This window comes from Nocardia sp. CA-128927, from assembly GCF_050955855.1.
Classification (GTDB): Bacteria; Actinomycetota; Actinomycetes; order Mycobacteriales; family Mycobacteriaceae; genus Nocardia.
On the sequence record NZ_CP192087.1, the window covers coordinates 7,549,157 to 7,564,724 of the forward strand.

General features: G+C 66.1%; 19 protein-coding genes. 9 read left to right on the forward strand and 10 right to left on the reverse strand.

Going from position 1 to position 15,568, the window contains the following annotated elements; genetic code table 11:
- Positions 1 to 31: 31 nt before the first annotated feature.
- The 3 genes from ACQPW1_RS34740 to speD all read left to right on the forward strand — a co-directional run bounded on the left by ACQPW1_RS34740 (position 32) and on the right by speD (position 5,013).
- Positions 32 to 2,530: a DEAD/DEAH box helicase gene (locus ACQPW1_RS34740; RefSeq protein ID WP_433656380.1), complete on the forward strand. Its 2,499-nt coding sequence runs from the start codon at positions 32 to 34 to the stop codon at positions 2,528 to 2,530.
- A gap of 171 nt (positions 2,531 to 2,701) precedes the next feature.
- A complete protein-coding gene (locus tag ACQPW1_RS34745) occupies positions 2,702 to 3,802 on the forward strand; it encodes a type III PLP-dependent enzyme (RefSeq protein WP_433656383.1) in 1,101 nt (366 codons plus the stop codon).
- A gap of 8 nt (positions 3,803 to 3,810) precedes the next feature.
- On the forward strand, positions 3,811 to 5,013 hold the full coding sequence (gene speD / locus ACQPW1_RS34750) for an adenosylmethionine decarboxylase (protein WP_433656384.1): 1,203 nt from the start codon (positions 3,811 to 3,813) through the stop codon (positions 5,011 to 5,013).
- A gap of 65 nt (positions 5,014 to 5,078) precedes the next feature.
- Here the strand turns inward: speD and ACQPW1_RS34755 are convergent, their stop codons facing one another.
- From ACQPW1_RS34755 to ACQPW1_RS34770, 4 genes are all read right to left on the reverse strand, one after another.
- Positions 5,079 to 5,279 (reverse strand): tautomerase family protein, encoded by a 201-nt coding sequence (locus ACQPW1_RS34755; RefSeq protein WP_433656386.1) that lies wholly within the window; start codon positions 5,277 to 5,279, stop codon positions 5,079 to 5,081.
- Positions 5,279 to 5,536 (reverse strand): SDR family oxidoreductase, encoded by a 258-nt coding sequence (locus ACQPW1_RS34760; protein ID WP_433656387.1) that lies wholly within the window; start codon positions 5,534 to 5,536, stop codon positions 5,279 to 5,281. The genes ACQPW1_RS34755 and ACQPW1_RS34760 overlap by 1 nt, the downstream gene beginning before the upstream one ends.
- A complete protein-coding gene (locus ACQPW1_RS34765) occupies positions 5,524 to 6,015 on the reverse strand; it encodes an SDR family NAD(P)-dependent oxidoreductase (RefSeq protein ID WP_433656389.1) in 492 nt (163 codons plus the stop codon). The genes ACQPW1_RS34760 and ACQPW1_RS34765 overlap by 13 nt, the downstream gene beginning before the upstream one ends.
- A gap of 78 nt (positions 6,016 to 6,093) precedes the next feature.
- On the reverse strand, positions 6,094 to 6,684 hold the full coding sequence (locus ACQPW1_RS34770) for a TetR family transcriptional regulator C-terminal domain-containing protein (protein WP_433656391.1): 591 nt from the start codon (positions 6,682 to 6,684) through the stop codon (positions 6,094 to 6,096).
- Positions 6,685 to 6,794: 110 nt separating this feature from the next.
- Between ACQPW1_RS34770 and ACQPW1_RS34775 the strand changes: the two genes are divergently transcribed.
- Together ACQPW1_RS34775 and ACQPW1_RS34780 are read left to right on the forward strand one after the other, a co-directional pair.
- The gene (locus ACQPW1_RS34775; protein ID WP_433656392.1) at positions 6,795 to 7,103 is read left to right on the forward strand and encodes a hypothetical protein; all 309 of its coding nucleotides are present in this window, start codon (positions 6,795 to 6,797) and stop codon (positions 7,101 to 7,103) included.
- Between the two features lie 3 nt (positions 7,104 to 7,106).
- Positions 7,107 to 7,424 (forward strand): hypothetical protein, encoded by a 318-nt coding sequence (locus ACQPW1_RS34780; RefSeq protein ID WP_433656394.1) that lies wholly within the window; start codon positions 7,107 to 7,109, stop codon positions 7,422 to 7,424.
- On the opposite strand, the gene ACQPW1_RS34785 is transcribed toward ACQPW1_RS34780, so the two are convergent.
- On the reverse strand, positions 7,386 to 7,865 hold the full coding sequence (locus ACQPW1_RS34785) for a gamma-glutamylcyclotransferase family protein (protein ID WP_433656396.1): 480 nt from the start codon (positions 7,863 to 7,865) through the stop codon (positions 7,386 to 7,388). The two genes, ACQPW1_RS34780 and ACQPW1_RS34785, sit on opposite strands and share 39 nt — an antisense overlap.
- Positions 7,866 to 8,030: 165 nt before the next feature.
- Positions 8,031 to 8,939, reverse strand: a complete 909-nt coding sequence (locus ACQPW1_RS34790) for a hydrogen peroxide-inducible genes activator (protein ID WP_433656398.1) — start codon at positions 8,937 to 8,939, stop codon at positions 8,031 to 8,033.
- Between the two features lie 123 nt (positions 8,940 to 9,062).
- Between ACQPW1_RS34790 and ACQPW1_RS34795 the strand changes: the two genes are divergently transcribed.
- The 3 genes from ACQPW1_RS34795 (at position 9,063) to ACQPW1_RS34805 (ending at position 11,145) form a co-directional block, all read left to right on the forward strand.
- Positions 9,063 to 9,650: a peroxiredoxin gene (locus ACQPW1_RS34795; RefSeq protein WP_433656400.1), complete on the forward strand. Its 588-nt coding sequence runs from the start codon at positions 9,063 to 9,065 to the stop codon at positions 9,648 to 9,650.
- Between the two features lie 129 nt (positions 9,651 to 9,779).
- The gene (locus ACQPW1_RS34800) at positions 9,780 to 10,319 is read left to right on the forward strand and encodes a carboxymuconolactone decarboxylase family protein (protein WP_433656401.1); all 540 of its coding nucleotides are present in this window, start codon (positions 9,780 to 9,782) and stop codon (positions 10,317 to 10,319) included.
- 151 nt (positions 10,320 to 10,470) lie between these two features.
- Positions 10,471 to 11,145: a PhzF family phenazine biosynthesis protein gene (locus ACQPW1_RS34805; protein ID WP_433656403.1), complete on the forward strand. Its 675-nt coding sequence runs from the start codon at positions 10,471 to 10,473 to the stop codon at positions 11,143 to 11,145.
- A 110-nt stretch (positions 11,146 to 11,255) separates the two neighbouring features.
- Here the strand turns inward: ACQPW1_RS34805 and ACQPW1_RS34810 are convergent, their stop codons facing one another.
- From ACQPW1_RS34810 to ACQPW1_RS34825, 4 genes are all read right to left on the reverse strand, one after another.
- Complete coding sequence (locus tag ACQPW1_RS34810; RefSeq protein ID WP_433656405.1) at positions 11,256 to 11,984, reverse strand: anti-sigma factor; 729 nt, start codon at positions 11,982 to 11,984, stop codon at positions 11,256 to 11,258.
- Positions 11,977 to 12,657, reverse strand: a complete 681-nt coding sequence (gene sigK, locus ACQPW1_RS34815; RefSeq protein WP_433656407.1) for an ECF RNA polymerase sigma factor SigK — start codon at positions 12,655 to 12,657, stop codon at positions 11,977 to 11,979. The genes ACQPW1_RS34810 and sigK overlap by 8 nt, the downstream gene beginning before the upstream one ends.
- A gap of 69 nt (positions 12,658 to 12,726) precedes the next feature.
- Positions 12,727 to 13,419, reverse strand: a complete 693-nt coding sequence (locus ACQPW1_RS34820; RefSeq protein ID WP_433656409.1) for a DUF5134 domain-containing protein — start codon at positions 13,417 to 13,419, stop codon at positions 12,727 to 12,729.
- Between the two features lie 95 nt (positions 13,420 to 13,514).
- Entirely contained in the window at positions 13,515 to 14,552 is a 1,038-nt protein-coding gene (locus ACQPW1_RS34825) for an AraC family transcriptional regulator ligand-binding domain-containing protein (RefSeq protein WP_433656411.1), read from the reverse strand.
- A 283-nt stretch (positions 14,553 to 14,835) separates the two neighbouring features.
- Here ACQPW1_RS34825 and ACQPW1_RS34830 point away from each other — a divergent pair, with 283 nt between their 5' ends.
- Complete coding sequence (locus tag ACQPW1_RS34830; protein ID WP_433656413.1) at positions 14,836 to 15,567, forward strand: SDR family NAD(P)-dependent oxidoreductase; 732 nt, start codon at positions 14,836 to 14,838, stop codon at positions 15,565 to 15,567.
- Position 15,568: the final 1 nt, after the last annotated feature.

Sequence of the window (15,568 nt, forward strand, 5' to 3'; positions counted from 1 at the left end):
CCTGCGGGCACCAGCCCGTAGGGTGTTCGGAGTGGATCTGACCGAGCTGCTGGAGATACCGGGAACCGACGCCGACGCCCTGTACGAGTCCTTCGGGGCGTGGGCGGCCGAGCAAGGCACCCCGTTGTATCCGGCGCAGGACGAGGCGCTACTGGAACTAGCGTCCGGATCCAACGTCATCCTCGCGACGCCGACCGGTTCCGGTAAGTCCCTCGTCGCGGTCGGCGCGCACCTGATCGCGCTCGCCCAGGGCAAGCGCACTTACTACACCGCCCCCATCAAGGCGCTGGTCAGCGAGAAGTTCTTCGCCCTGTGCGAGGTGTTCGGCGCCGACCGCGTCGGCATGGTCACCGGCGACGCGGCGGTGAACGCAGACGCGCCGATCATCTGCGCCACCGCCGAAATCCTCGCGAACCTCGCCCTGCGCGAGGGCTCGGCCGCCGACGTCGGCCAGGTCGTGATGGACGAATTCCACTTCTACGCCGACCCCGACCGCGGCTGGGCCTGGCAGGTCCCGCTGCTGGAACTCCCCCGCGCCCAGTTCCTGCTCATGTCCGCCACCCTCGGCGAGGTCGACTTCTTCGCCGAGGACATGGAACGCCGCACCGGCCGCCCGTCCGCGATCGTCGCGGGCACCGAACGCCCCGTGCCGCTGACGTTCTCCTACGCGCGCACCCCCATCACCGAAACCCTGGAAGAACTCGTCACCACCCACCAGGCCCCGGTCTACGTGGTGCATTTCACCCAGGCCGCCGCCCTGGAACGCGCCCAGGCGCTGACCAGCGTGAACTTCGCCACTCGCGCCGAAAAGGACGCGATCGCCACGGCATTGGGTGAATTCCGGTTCGCCTCCGGCTTCGGCAAAACGCTGTCCCGGCTGATCCGCCACGGCATCGGCGTACACCACGCGGGCATGCTGCCGAAGTACCGGCGCCTGGTGGAGCGCCTCGCCCAAGAGGGTCTGCTGAAGGTGGTCTGCGGCACCGACACCCTCGGCGTCGGCATCAACGTCCCCATCCGCACCGTGCTGCTCACCGGCCTGACCAAGTACGACGGCGTGCGCACCCGCAGACTGAAAGCCCGTGAGTTCCACCAGATCTCGGGCCGGGCAGGTCGCGCGGGCTACGACACCATGGGCACCGTCGTCGTGCAGGCGCCCGAGCACGAGGTGGAGAACACCCGCCTGCTCGCCAAGGCGGGCGACGACCCGAAGAAGCAGCGAAAGGTGGTGCGCCGCAAGCCCCCCGAGGGTTTCGTCTCGTGGAGCGAGGAAACCTTCGACCGCCTCGTCACTGCCCAGCCGGAGCCGATGGTGTCGCGCTTCAGCGTGACGAACTCCATGCTGCTCAACGTGATTGCCCGCCCGGGCAACTGCTTCGACGCCATGCGCCACCTGCTCGAGGACAACCACGAGCCGCGCCCCGCCCAGCGCAAACACATCCTGCGCGCCATCCGCCTCTACCGCGCACTGCGCGACGCCGGGGTGGTCCAGCAGCTCGACGAACCCGACGCGCAGGGCCGCCGCGCCCGCCTCACCGTCGACCTGCAACGCGACTTCGCCCTCGACCAACCGCTGTCGCCGTTCGCGCTGGCCGCGTTCGACCTACTCGACAAAGACGCGCCCGGCTATACCCTCGATGTGGTGTCCCTCATCGAATCGACCCTCGAGGATCCGCGCCAGCTGCTGATGGCTCAGCAGCACAAGGCGCGCGGTGTGGCGATCAACGAGATGAAGGCCGACGGCATCGAGTACGACGAGCGGATGGAACTGCTCGAAGAGGTCACCTGGCCCAAACCCCTGGCCGAGCTGATCGAGCCCGCCTTCGAGACCTACCGCGCCGGACACCCGTGGGTGTCGGAATTCGCGCCGTCACCCAAGTCGGTGGTGCGCGACATGATCGACCGGTCGATGACCTTCGCCGAGCTGATCTCGTTCTACGAGCTGGCCCGCTCCGAGGGCGTGGTGCTGCGCTACCTCGCCGACGCCTACCGCGCGCTGCGCCGCACCGTGCCGGATGCCGCGCGCACCGAGGAACTCGACGACATCACCGAGTGGCTCGGCGAACTGGTCCGCCAGGTCGACTCCAGCCTGCTCGACGAATGGGAGCAACTCACCAACCCCGGCGCGGAGATCGACGCTGACCAACTCGCCTTCGGCGCCGAAACGGTGCGCCCCATCTCCGCCAACGAGCGCGCGTTCCGGGTGATGATCCGCAACACCATGTTCCGCCGGGTCGAGCTGGCGTCGCTGCGCCGCTGGGACCTGTTGGCTGACATGGGTACCGGGCCGGATTGGGAGACCGAGCTGGCCCCGTATTTCGAGGAGTACCAGCGCATCGGCATCGGCCAGGACGCGCGCGGTCCGCAACTGTTCCAGATCGAACGAAGACCCGGTTTCTGGCAGGTGCGTCAGGTCCTCGACGACCCGGCGGGCGACCACGGCTGGTCGATCGTCGGCGTGGTGGACCTGGCCGAGTCCGACGCCGCGGGTGAGGTCGTCTTCGACGAAATCACGGTGTCCGCGGGCTGACCGCACCGCCCGGCCCACCCGAATCACTACAGAATCCATACAGGTCAGTGGCTATCTCGCGCCCGTTTGCGGGTGCTTCGCTGAGGTGTCACCGACACGAGGTTTGACGGATTCGGTTCTGGGTGGGGGCCGCTGCTACTCTCTCCGCTGCTGCCAAGCGAAAGATCAACTATGCCCGAATCACCGTTTCTTGTCATCTATCCCGAGCGAGTGCGTGCTAACTTCCACGCGCTCCATGCCGCCATGCCCGCGGCAAGGATTCGCTTCGCGGTCAAGGCAAGTCCGGTGCCGGAGATCATCCGAGCGCTAGACGAGGAAGGCGCCGAGTTCGATGTCGCCAGCATCGGCGAGATCGAGCTGTGCCTCGCGCTCGGTGTCGAACCCGACACACTCTGCTACGGCAATCCGATCAAGAAAGCCGCCGACATCGCCCGCGCTTATGCCCTCGGCGTGCGCCGGTTCGCCTTCGACACCGAGGACGATCTGCTGCACATCGTGGAGCACGCGCCGGGCTCGGAGGTCGAATGCCGGTTCCTCGCTTCGGCTCCCGAGTCACGCACGCCGTTCGGCACCAAGTTCGGCTGCACGCCGGGCGAGGCGTTCCGGCTGCTGGTGCGGGCCCGTGATCTCGGGTTGATCGTCACGGGGCCGTACTTCCACGTCGGGTCGCAGCAGCTCGATCCGGACGCCTGGCGGATCGGCATCGAGCAGGCCGGGCGGATCGTGGAAGCGTTGGCCGACAAGGATATTCACGTCAGATCCGTGAATATCGGTGGCGGACTGCCGATCGCGTACGCCGATCCCGCGCCCGCCCTCGCCGAGATCGCGGCGGTGGTCAACACCGCCGCGACCGAATTCCTGCCCGAGACCGCCGGATTGGTGGTCGAACCCGGCCGCGCCCTGGTCGGTTCCGCGGGCATCATCCACGCCGAAGTCATCGGCGTGCGCATTGCGCCGGACGCCCGGCGCTGGGTGTATCTCGACATCGGTCGCTACAACGGAATGGCCGAGACAGAGAACGAGTACATCGCCTACCGGTTCCTCACGGACCGGGACGGTGACCCCGTCGATGAGGCGGTGGTGGCCGGTCCGACCTGCGACGGAGACGATGTACTGTATCAACGCACGCGAGTCCTCCTACCGACCACGTTGCGAGCCGGTGATCGCATCCAGATCCTCGACACCGGCGCCTATACCGCGAGCTATTCGTCGGTGTCCTTCAATGGTTTTCCGCCCTTGACCGTTCATGTCTCGGGCGCTGAGCGAGAGTGAGTTTGCCCATGACGGCGGATTTCACCGGCTGGCACGTGCTGGCCGAGTTCGGTGGCGTCGACGCGACCCTTTGCGACGACCTCGAACGACTCGAATCGGCGTTGCGTGAGTCTTTGATCGCGGCGGGCGTCACCATCTGCGATGTCGTACACAAGAAGTTCGATCCGCAGGGGGTGACTGTCCTCGCGCTGTTGTCGGAGTCTCACGCCTCGATTCACACCTATCCGGAGTCCGGCGACATCTTTGTCGACGTCTTCACCTGCGGCAGTATCGGCGCCGGTGCGTCGAAAGCTGTCGAGATGCTACGGGATAAGTTGTCTCCCAAGGACGTTCGAATGCAGGTCATCCGCCGCGGGCACGGCTCGCAGCGGATCGAGGAACCGGTGGGCGCGGGCCTGACCCGCATCTGGGACCTGCACGAGGTCATCGTGGACACCAATACCCCGTTCCAGCACATGGTGATCGCGCGCACCGAGCAGGGCATCAGCCTGTTCTCCGACGACGATCGCCAGTCCACGGAGTTCTCCCAGGTGACCTATCACGAGGCGATGATGGTCCCCGCCTTCGCACTGGCCGAGAAGCTGGAGAAGGTGCTCATCATCGGTTCCGGTGAGGGCGTGGCCAGTCAGATGTCGGTCGCCGCCGGCGCGTCGCTGGTGGATCACGTCGACATCGATCAACTCGAGGTCGAGCTGTGCGCCGAGCACCTGCCCTACGGCTACACCAGCGACGAGCTGGCCGCCGCCGTTCGCGGCGAGGGCCCGGTCAAGGTGCACTACGCCGACGGCTGGGACTTCCTGGCCAAGGCCGCCGAGGCGGGCACCCGCTACGACGTCATCGTGATCGACCTGCCCGACGAGCGGGTCGAAGACGCGCAGCACAACCGCCTCTACGAGTCGGAGTTCCTGTCCCGATGTCGGGCTCTGCTCGCCCCCGGTGGTGTGCTGAGCGCGCAGGCAGGGTGCGCGACCATGTGGCGCAACGAGACGTTGAAGCGGTCCTGGAGCCGCTTCCACGAGCAGTTCGGCACCGTGGTGCAGTACGGCAGTGACGAGCACGAGTGGACGTTCCTGTTCGGGTTGAACGAGCGGATCGCCGACCCGGTGCAGAGCATGACCGATCGTCTGGTCACGCTGCCGTATCGTCCGGAGACCGTCGATGCGCGGGCGCTCGAGCGCGGCGCGATCGAACCGTACGCACTGCGCGTATAGAACGACCCAACGCACCGGCTCCCAAGTGATTTCACTTGGGAGCCGGTGCTGTTTGGTTTCGCCGGTCAGGATTGCTTGCGGTAGTCCTCGACGTTCAAGCCGCCGACGCCCCAGTTGGTGAGTTCGACCTCGTCGATGACTACGAAGGTGGTGGCCGGGTCCTTGTCGAGGACGTCCTGAAGCAGGTCGGTGACGCCTTTGATCAACCGCGCCTTCTGTTCCCGCGTCACGCCTTCGTCGGTGACCTTGATGTTGGCGTACGGCATCAGGCGGCCCGCCCCGCGATGAACCCGCCGTCGACGGGGAAGATGTGGCCGGTGGTGAACTCGGCGTCCGCGAGATACAGCACCGCGGCGGTGGTTTCCGACACCTCACCGATTCGATTCAGCAAAGCCAGTCGGCCGGAAGCGGTTTCGTCGCCGTCCCCGAACAGCGGGGTGCGGATGATGCCGGGCGCGACAGCATTGACCCTGATCCCGTCCGCCGCGAGTTCCGCGGCGAGGCTGGTGGTCAGCGCGTGCACGCCGCCCTTGCTGACCAAAGCGCCGCGGAAGCAGGCAGCCCCGCCAGCGCGTGGTTGATGAGCACCGTGCCGATGTTCACGATGCTCCCGCCCGCGGCCTGTTGCTTCAGCTGCCGCACCACCGCCTGCGTGGTGAAGTACGTGCCCTTCAGGTTGCCGTTCAAATAGCTGTCGAGATCCTCCTCGGTGACGTCCACGAACGGCTTGGCACCGAAGATACCGGCGTTGTTCACCAGGACATCAACGCCACCGAACCGCTCGACCGCAGCCCGAACCAGCTCGGAACCCGTTGCGGGAGAGCCGATATCACCCGCGAACGTGGCCACCCGCTCGGCCGCGCCCAGCTCCGCCGCCACATCGGCGAGCTTGCCCGAGTCGCGACCGTTGAGCACCACGTTGTCCCCGCGCTCCACAAAAGCCCGCGCGATATCCCGCCCGATCCCACTGGAAGATCCAGTCACGATCACCGTCTTCGTCATATGTACTCTCCTTCTATCATTGATACGACCGGTCGTCTTGGAATAGGCAAGCAAGATGACCCTCTAGAAAGCCCCAGTTCAGGGCAGGAAGTAGTCCCCCAGCAAACGATCCAAACACTTGTTCAGCGGCGCCAACGTCCGATCGATCTTCATCCGGATCACCGCCCCCTCCCAAGATTCGAGCAACAGATCAGCCAGATCGATCGCATCGATATCATCCCGAATCATCCCCAGCCCCTGCGCTTCCCGCAGTTGCTCGGCCACCCGATCACGCCACGCCCCCCACGCGCTCGACAACGACTCCCGAAGCAGCTCACTACCTTCCAGCTCCCCACCCAGATTCGCGATCAAGCACCCTCCGGTGAACTCCGCCTCGACGAAGTCATCCATCAGCCGCCCGAAAAACGCCCGCAACCCACTGACCGGATCCGGTGCCGCCCCGAACGCCTCACTCAAATTCCGCTGCACGCACAGCGAATGATGCTCGATCACCGCCCGCCCAAAACTCTCCTTGCTATCGAAGTAGTTATAAAACGACCCCTTAGGCACCCCCACCTTGTCCAGCACCTGCTTGATCCCGGTCCCGTGATACCCACTCGCCAAGAACCCAGCAGCCCCCTCCTCCACCAGAAGCTGCCGAGTGTCCCCACTCCGTCGCGGTCGCGCCATCCCCCGAATATACGACCGGTCGTCTACTAACGCCAACTCGGCTGAATCTACACCAAGTGGGTATTGCCCACATGCACACATGGTGACATGATGGATACGGAGGTAATGCGATGACAATGTCTGGTTTGGACCTGAGCCGCTTCGAGATCGTCGGCGAAAGCGAGGCCGATTCCCGCGGGCGCGTCGCATTGGGGCGCGCGGGCGCGCGGCCGGGCCGCCGATATCAGGTACGCATCGACAACGACGGGGTGGTGGTTTTGGTGCCGGTGGTCTCGATTCTGGAACGCGAAATGATGGTGTGGGAAAACCCGCACCTGGCCGCGGAGATCCGGCAAGGCGTCAAAGACGCCGAGTCCGGCGACACGGTCGACCTCGGCGACTTCACGCAGTTCGCCACCGACCCCGAGGACAAGGCCTGACCGGTGGCCTACGAACTGCGCTTCGCCCGGGCCGCCGCCGATGCCTTGCACAGATTGGCCGAAAGGCCCAACACGGCAACCAAACTCAGAAAGGTCCACAAAGCACTGGGCCTACTGCAGGCAGACCCGCTCTACCCCGGTTTGAATTCCCATCGCTACCAGAACTTTCCTGGCATGGAGAAGGAAAAGATCTGGGACTCATACATCGAGAACCACACGCCGGGCGCATGGCGTATCTACTGGATGTACGGACCGGACTTCGAACGCGACGGCGAATCGGTGTCAGTGATCACTGTCCTGTCGATCGGACCGCACCTCTAACCCACGTCGCCATTCGGCGCAGTGGGTGACGAAGCGTGGGAGGCGAGTGGTGACGAAGTGGTCTGGGTACCAATCATCTTGCGCGACAGCGGCTGTCCAGATGTAGGTCCAGGCCGGGCCTTGAGGGTTGGTAAGTTGGGTTGCGCGGAGGTCGTACTCGTCGTCTTCGAAGGCGTCGAGGATCTCCCACTCCCCTGCGGTGAGGCCCTTGAGCACAACTCCGCGAGTCAAGGCCTTCGATTTCGGGACGAGGCCGGGGTAGATGCGGCCGGGTAGGGCTGCGACCCGGCAGCCGGGTGCGGCGGCGGGTTCTTGCGAAGGTACGCGGCCGATCAGGACCTCCAGTACCTCCGGGAATTGCAATGTTCCGCAGGCGAACAACGAATGCCCCTGTGCGGCACACCGATCCCACCTTCTGACGCTCGACGGCGGCAAGCCCATTCGGCAGCTCCTCTCGCATTCGCACGACGCCCGCGAGCACGGGACGGCCTCACCCACCTCGGCCCCGGCTCTATGCGCACCGGCCGCCAGTTCGCTCGAATCATCCTCCTCGGCGAGACCATCATCGCAACCTCGGCGCCGAAACAGACTGGCGCCGAGCATCTTCTACACCGGACGCATAGTGCGGATGATCGCGGCGAGGTACTCGTAGTCCTCCGCCCGAGCGGTGGACGTGCGGTAGGCGAGGCCGATGGTGCGACCGGGGGCGGGGGCGGCGAAGTGGGCGATATCGAGTGTGCCGCGGGCTGTTTCGGAGGCGACGGCCATTTCCGGGATGAGGGTGATGCCGAGACCGCCTGCGACACACTGCACTACGGTCGCCAGCGAGGCAGCGCGGGTGTCACCGACCGCGGCCGGGTGGACCTCGGCGGAGCGGCACAGGTCCAGGGTTTGGTCGCGCAGGCAGTGGCCCTCGTCGAGCAACAGCAGCGGCAAAGAATCGAGGACCGACGGCACGAGGTCGGTGCGCCCCGCCAGCTCGTGTCCGCGCGGCGTCACCAACACGAATTCCTCGGTGTAGAGCGGGATCTCGACCAAGCCGGGGACCTCGGTCGGCAACGCGAGCAACGCGACGTCGAGCACGCCGGTGCGCAGCCCGTCCAGCAGCCGCGCGGTCTGATCCTCGATCACCTGCGGGTGGAGTGCGGGTAACTTCTTGTGTAACTCCGGAAGAAGAGCAGGCAGCACATAGGGAGCAACCGTCGGAATGATGCCCATCCGCAATGTGCCGCCGAGACCGTCACCGGTCGCCGATGCCACGAAACGATCAGCCGCCTCGAGCGTCGCCATCGCCTTCGGCAGCAACCGCATCCCCGCGGCGGTGACGAGCACCCGCCGCGTGCTTCGCTCGATCAGTTGCAGTCCGAGCCCGTGTTCAAGTGCCGCGAGCGCCTGCGATAGCGTGGGTTGGCTCACACTGAGCCGCGCTGCGGCAGTGCCGAAGTGGCGGTATTCCGCGACCGCCACGAACGCACGCAGCTGTGACAGGGTCGGCTGATAAGTCTGATCGGTCACGGCTATCAGTGTAGTGCGACTGATCACCTTTACCTTTCACCAGCCCTTCGGCAAGATCGCAAGGGAGCTTTTCTGCTTTTCTGCACAGTGCTAGCAAACCCACCCAGAACGAGGAGATTAGGCATGGCCTTGCTGACCATCGGCGACCAATTCCCGGCATACAACCTCACCGCTGTCATCGGTGGTGATCTGTCCAAGGTCGACGCTCAGCAGCCTGACGATTACTTCACCCAGATCACCAGCGACGATCACGCGGGCAAGTGGCGGATCGTCTTCTTCTGGCCGAAGGACTTCACCTTCGTGTGCCCGACGGAGATCGCTGCGTTCGGCAAGCTCAACGAGGAATTCGCGGACCGTGACGCGCAGGTGCTCGGCGCCTCGGTCGACAACGAGTTCGTGCACTTCCAGTGGCGCGCCCAGCACGAGGACCTGAAGACCCTGCCGTTCCCGATCCTGTCCGACCTCAAGCGCGAATTGGCCGCCGCCAGTGGCGTTCTCAACGCCGACGGCGTCGCCGACCGCGCGACCTTCATCGTCGACCCGAACAACGAGGTGCAGTTCGTCTCGGTCACCGCGGGTTCGGTCGGCCGCAACGTCGACGAGGTGCTGCGGGTGCTCGACGCGCTGCAGTCCGACGAGCTGTGCGCCTGCAACTGGAAGAAGGGCGACCCGACCATCAACGCGGGCGAACTGCTCGCCGCGAGCGTCTGAGTCCAGCACCACAAAGCACGAAAACCTTGGAACGAGAAGAGGATACAAAGCCATGAGCGAGCGCAGCGAGCGAATCATGGGCACAGCGCCCATGGGCACGACGGAGCCGAGCGCCAGCGAGGCGCAGTCGTGAGCATTGAGAACCTGAAGAACTCCCTCCCCGAGTACGCCAAGGACCTCAAGCTCAATCTGTCATCGCTCGCGCGCACCACCGTGCTGAACGAACAGCAGCTGTGGGGCACCCTGCTTGCGTCGGCAGCCGCGACCCGGTCGGCGACCACGCTGCGCGAGATCGCCGAGGAAGCCGCGGACGTGCTGTCCGAGGAGGCGTACAACGCCGCGCTCGGCGCCGCCTCGATCATGGGCATGAACAATGTGTTCTACCGCGGCAAGGCATTTCTCGGCGGGCGCTACGACGACCTGCGGGCCGGTCTGCGCATGCAGATCATCGGTACCCCGGGGGTCGACAAGGCCGATTTCGAGCTGTGGTCGTTCGCGGTCTCCTCGATCAACGGCTGCGGGCATTGCCTGGAGGCACACGAGCACACGCTGCGTGAGGCGGGCGTGTCTCGTGAGGTGATCTTCGAGTCGCTGCGCGCGGCCGCGATCGTCGCCGGCGTCGGACAGGCTGTGCAGTCAACCGAAACGCTTGCGGCCACCTCGGTCTGAGCAATCGAAAACGAGGCCGCCGACAGTCCGCACAGCGGACCGTCGGCGGCCTCTTTCATGCCCCGGCTGACCAGCGACAACGTCTCGATGAACGCCCGGTGTGGGCCACGCGACAGTTCGATGTCGGCGCGGGCTAGTAGGCTCGGCAACCATGGGCACACAGCTTGACGTGGTGCGAGTCTTCACCGATGCCGCCGGGCGGTTCGGGAACGAATTGGGGATCGCGCGGGCCGCGGACGTGGCCGAAGCCGATCGACAGGCGCTCGCGGCGAAAGCCGGATACAGCGAAACCGTCGTGGTCGAAGAGCCGGTCGACGAGGTGGCGCGCGTGCGGATCTACACCCCCGCCGTCGAGCTGCCGTTCGCCGGACACCCCTCGGTAGGCATCGCTTGGTGGTTCGCCGCGCAGGGCAAGCCGATACGGCGACTGACCGTCCCAGCTGGACCCGTGGCGGTCGAGCTGACCGAGGGCCTCACCTGGATCACCGCCCGCGGCGAATGGGCACCCGACTTCACCTTCCACCAGCTCGCCGACCTCGACGAACTGACCAACCTGCGCCCCGACGACTTCACCGGCGGCCCGCACTACTTCTGGGCCTGGTCCGACGAGAACCGCGGCGCCCTCCGCTCCCGAATGTTCGCCCCCACCTTGGGAATCGCCGAGGACGAAGCCACCGGCGCCGCAGCCGTCGCCATCACCGCACTCCTACGCCGCGGCCTGGTCATCACCCAGGGCAAAGGCTCCCAACTCTTCACCTCCTGGGACTCCGACGGTTGGGTCCGCCTCGGCGGCCGCGTAGTCGCCGACCAGTCAGTGGAGATCTGAGCGCACCTCGAATCACGCACTGCCGGGTCGCGGCGGATGCTGCTGCAACCGAAGCCGGTTGCAGCACAGTCGAATACAAGGCTCGGGCATCGATCGCCAGGCGGTACCACTCAAGGCAACGGCACCCCGGCGATCGGGTCAGTCGTCGGCCCCGGCGATCCGCCCGGCGGCTCGACGGTCACCGCCAGCGTCTCGCCGGAATCGAAGGCCGTCACGAATGGCTTTGACGCCGAGGGCAATTCATCGAGCACCCCGGCAGACCGCGGCGTCGGCTCGGTGCCAGCGGGCACCAGCCATACCTGATACACCCGCCCGGACGGCGGTTCAGCCACGCCGTCGAACGCGACCACCGCGAGTCGCTGCTGCGGCGACACCTCCACCACAACGGCGCCACCGCCGGTGACCGGCTTGGTCAACGTGCGCGCGTCCGGTTGCCGGTGCACCTGCTCCGCACCAGGGACTGCGGGCGGCGGCTCACCGATTCGGTTGGCGATCACGCTGCCTCCGATCACCAGGCAGGCTGCCGCGGCCACCGGCACCACCCACCGCATCCGCCGCTGCCACGCCGACGGGAGCTCGGCGCGCTCGTCATCGGGCAGGGCCGCCAGAATCCGCGCCTCCAACTCCGGCGGTGGCACCTGTGCGTCGAGTTCCGCGACCCGCGCCATCACCTCGTGCATCCGCTCTACTGTTTCCGAGAACGCTTGCTGCACAGCCGGATCAGCCTTCGCCAGCCGCTCCTCGATGTGCCGGCGTTCGATATCGCCGACGGCGTCCAACGCGCACGGGTACGCCAGGTCGAGCAGTTCCGCGTCGGACCGCGGGGGGTTCTCAGCCATCGGCGCCTTCTACGGACAAGCATTTCTCCAGTCTCTTCAGCCCATCACGGATGCGGGTCTTGATGGTCGGTAACGGCACCGATAGATGGTCTGCGACTTCACGGTACGTCCGCCCGGTGTAGTAGGCGAGTGCGATCGCCTCACGCTGCGTCGCGGTGAGCGCGTCCAGGCCACAGCGGACCGCCAGTTCCTCCATCCGCTGCGTCACCGATTCGGCGACGACGTCGTGATCGCGGCCCGCGTGCGAGTGCGCGTAGGTCAGGTCCCGGACCGCGGCGGCGGCTTCCGCGCGCACCCGGTCGACCGCGCGGCGGTGTGCGAGCATCATGAGCCAGCCGACCGGGCTGGCCAGCTTCGCGTCGTAGCGATCGGCCGTCGACCACACCTGGAGGTACACCTCCTGGGTGACTTCCTCCGCGGTGGCGTGGCTGCGCAGGATGCGCACGCCGAGCCCGAAGACCCGCGGGCTGGTGAGCCGGTAGAACTCGGTGAATGCGGCGCGGTCCCCCGTACCGGTCGCCGCGAGCAGCGTGGCGAGTCGGCGGGCGGCCAGGACGGATCGGTGTCGGTCGAGTTCGCTGGGCGGTGCGCACAGACGTAACGAGTCATCGTCTGCCCCGTCCAGCGCTGGATCGCCGGACCGATGTGCTGAAGCAAAACCGTGCTCCGTCATGGCCGAATCCCTGCCTGCATAGACAGGGGTTCGGTATGACCTGGCGCGCGGATTGGTCTGCGGCGCCGGTCAACTCGAAACGGCTGCGATCAGCATGTAGGCGGTACCGAGATCCATGACCACATGCGGCACCATCGCCGAGCGCTGTTTCGGCCCGGTCAGCGCCGCGACACACCCACCGGAGCGAAGCAGAATGCCCAGGTGGCCCGGCGTGTTGGCGGATGGACGGCCGACCGCGAGCGCGACCAGCAGCGCGTCCGCGGCGAACAGTGCGGCGAGGCCGAGCGCCGGAATCGTGGCGGGTCCGCCGGTGTGACCGGACATCGAGTGTCCGGACATCGCGTACAGCATTGCGGCGGCGGTTACCGTGTGGTAACCCAGCGGCACAAGCCGCACCGCCGGAGCCCCGCTGCGCCACTCCGAGATTCGACTCACCAACAACGCCGCGAACACCACGATCATGGCGGTGAGTACTCCACGCACGGCGGACGGGCTCGCGCCGGTCGGAAACACGAGCATCGAGAGCATCACCAGGCACATGATCAGGTGAGCGGCATCGGATTCGTGATACCCGACGGCCGTCGAGCCAGCTGAACCCCCTTGCCGCCAAGCATGATCCGTAGCAGGACCGAATCCCGCCGACTCACCAGCGACGAGTCGAGCGGGCGCGGCCAACCTCCCGAGCACAATCGCCCCCGCGATCAGAAACGCCGCCACCACCGACCACCGCAACGCGGCATGCTCCTGCACGAACTGCCCCACATCCCACCACCTCTCGTCGCGGCGACCGTGGACCTGCCCGTTCTATGCTCGCACCCGATAACGGCAAGGGTGCCCTTTTCGCGCGGCTCGCAATCTCAGTGCGGCACCGTCTGCCGGTAACGATCGACGGCGGAACGGGCAAATCGCCCCGGCGACACGCCGCGCCACTGCTTGAACGCGTTCGAAAAGCTCGGCGCGCCCGAATATCCCATCCGGTAGGCAACGTCCTCGACCGTCAGTCCGGTCGAAAGCAGTTCCTCGGCGAGCGTGCCGAAGGTTTCGGCACAGAGCTGGCGGTAAGACGTGCCCTCTTCGGCCAACCGACGGCGCATGGTCCGCAGGCTCATGTGCAACCCGGCCGCGACGTCTTCCTGACTCAGCCTGCCGTTCATCTGATGCATCAGCATCGACCGCACCGAACCGGCCACACCCTGCCGCAGGCCGCGCCGCTGCAGCAGATCGTCGCACTGCTCCTCGAACAGCTGCGCGGTGAGCGGACTGGCCTGCGGCATCGGCTCATCGATGCCGGTCGCGTCGAAGACCGCGGTCTGCAATTCCGCGGAGTCGGTGCTCGGGATCTCGAACTGGTCGAAGATCGGCGCCAGTCGCGGCCGCAGCCCACCGGCGACCTCGACGCGTAGCACCGGGGGCGGCACGCCGAAGACCAGGAACCAGTTCGTCAGCAGCGCGGACACGTCGCGTTCGGCCAGAAAGCCGCGCAGTTCGTCGGGCAGCTCGCGGTCGTCGCCGTAGAGCCAGATCTCCTCGCCGCGGTAGACGTGCCAGGCGCGGGAGAACGAGGTCATCAGGCTGAAGTAGCGCATAGCGACGTCGATCGCCTGGCGCATCGTCGGACTGCTGAGCACCGCTAAGGCGAACACACCGAGGGTGGTGATGTGAGTGCGAGTCCCTGCTTCGAGCCCGAGGCCGGGCTTATCATCGAGCAGAGTCACTATGTTGCGGACGATGCCGAGTTCTTGCGCGGCCGTGATCTCCGCGCCGGGTGTCTTCAGCACCCGAGGATCCAGATCCGTGCCGCGCAGGCACTGATACTGGGTGAGACCGTGATCTTCCCCGAGCTCGACGAGGATCACCGCGTGTGTCACCGACCGCCGCCACTCCCATGAGGCCACACGTCCATCGTTGCTTGCTATGGCCGATATGCGCAAGGTTTTTGGCCGGAGATCGTATGTTCCGCTCTCCCAAGGTCGTTCGGATCGATAAACAAAACCGTCCGACCGGTTCGACGTGGCCGCTCTCCGCAACCTTCTCGGCCGAAGTCCGCATGGACATCCGCGACCACACGCAGCGGCGCCGACCCCTGGCCGGATTGCGCAAAGTGCTGACCCGATATCGCATGGAACACCGTCCAGCGACCATCTAGCGTTTGAAAGAGACTAAGGCAGGCGAAAACATATGTCTCGGAAGACACTCGCTGGCAAACGGGTCGCGATCACCGGGGGTGCGCACGGCATCGGACGCGAAACCGCGTTGGCGTTCCTCGCGGAGGGAGCCGATGTCGTCATCGGCGACATGGACGTAGGCGCGGTACGCGCGGTCGCCTACCAACTCGCCAGATCCCACGGCGGCACGGTGATCGGACTTGCACTCGACATCACCGACAGCGCTCGATTCGGCAGTTTCCTCACCTGTGCCGAACGCAAACTCGGCGGGCTGGATGTGGTGGTGAACGCCGCCGACGTCATGCCATCCGGCCCGTTCCTCGCCGAATCCGAGGCCGAGTCGGACCTCCAGATCGATATCAACCTCCGCGCGGTGATCATCGGAACCCGGCTGGCCGCAGAACGATTCGTCAGCCAAGGACACGGCCAGATCGTGAACATAGGCACGGCGGCCGGGGTGACCGCAGCGCTGGGCGTCGCGGTGTACTGCGCGACCAAGCACGGAGTGGTCGGCCTCGGCGCGGCACTCGACCTGGAACTCGCGGACAAGGGCGTAACCGTCAGCACCGTCTCTTCCGGATCACTAGCCGATCCGGAAGCCGTAGCCGACTCCGTAGTCGACTGCGTCGTACACCAGCGAGGCGGCCTGATCAGCGTGCCGCCCACCAGCCCCCTGCGCGCCGCGCTGCGACCGCCGCGCGGAATCCTGCGCCGAGTGTTCGCGAGGAACGGGCAGACCCGGTGAG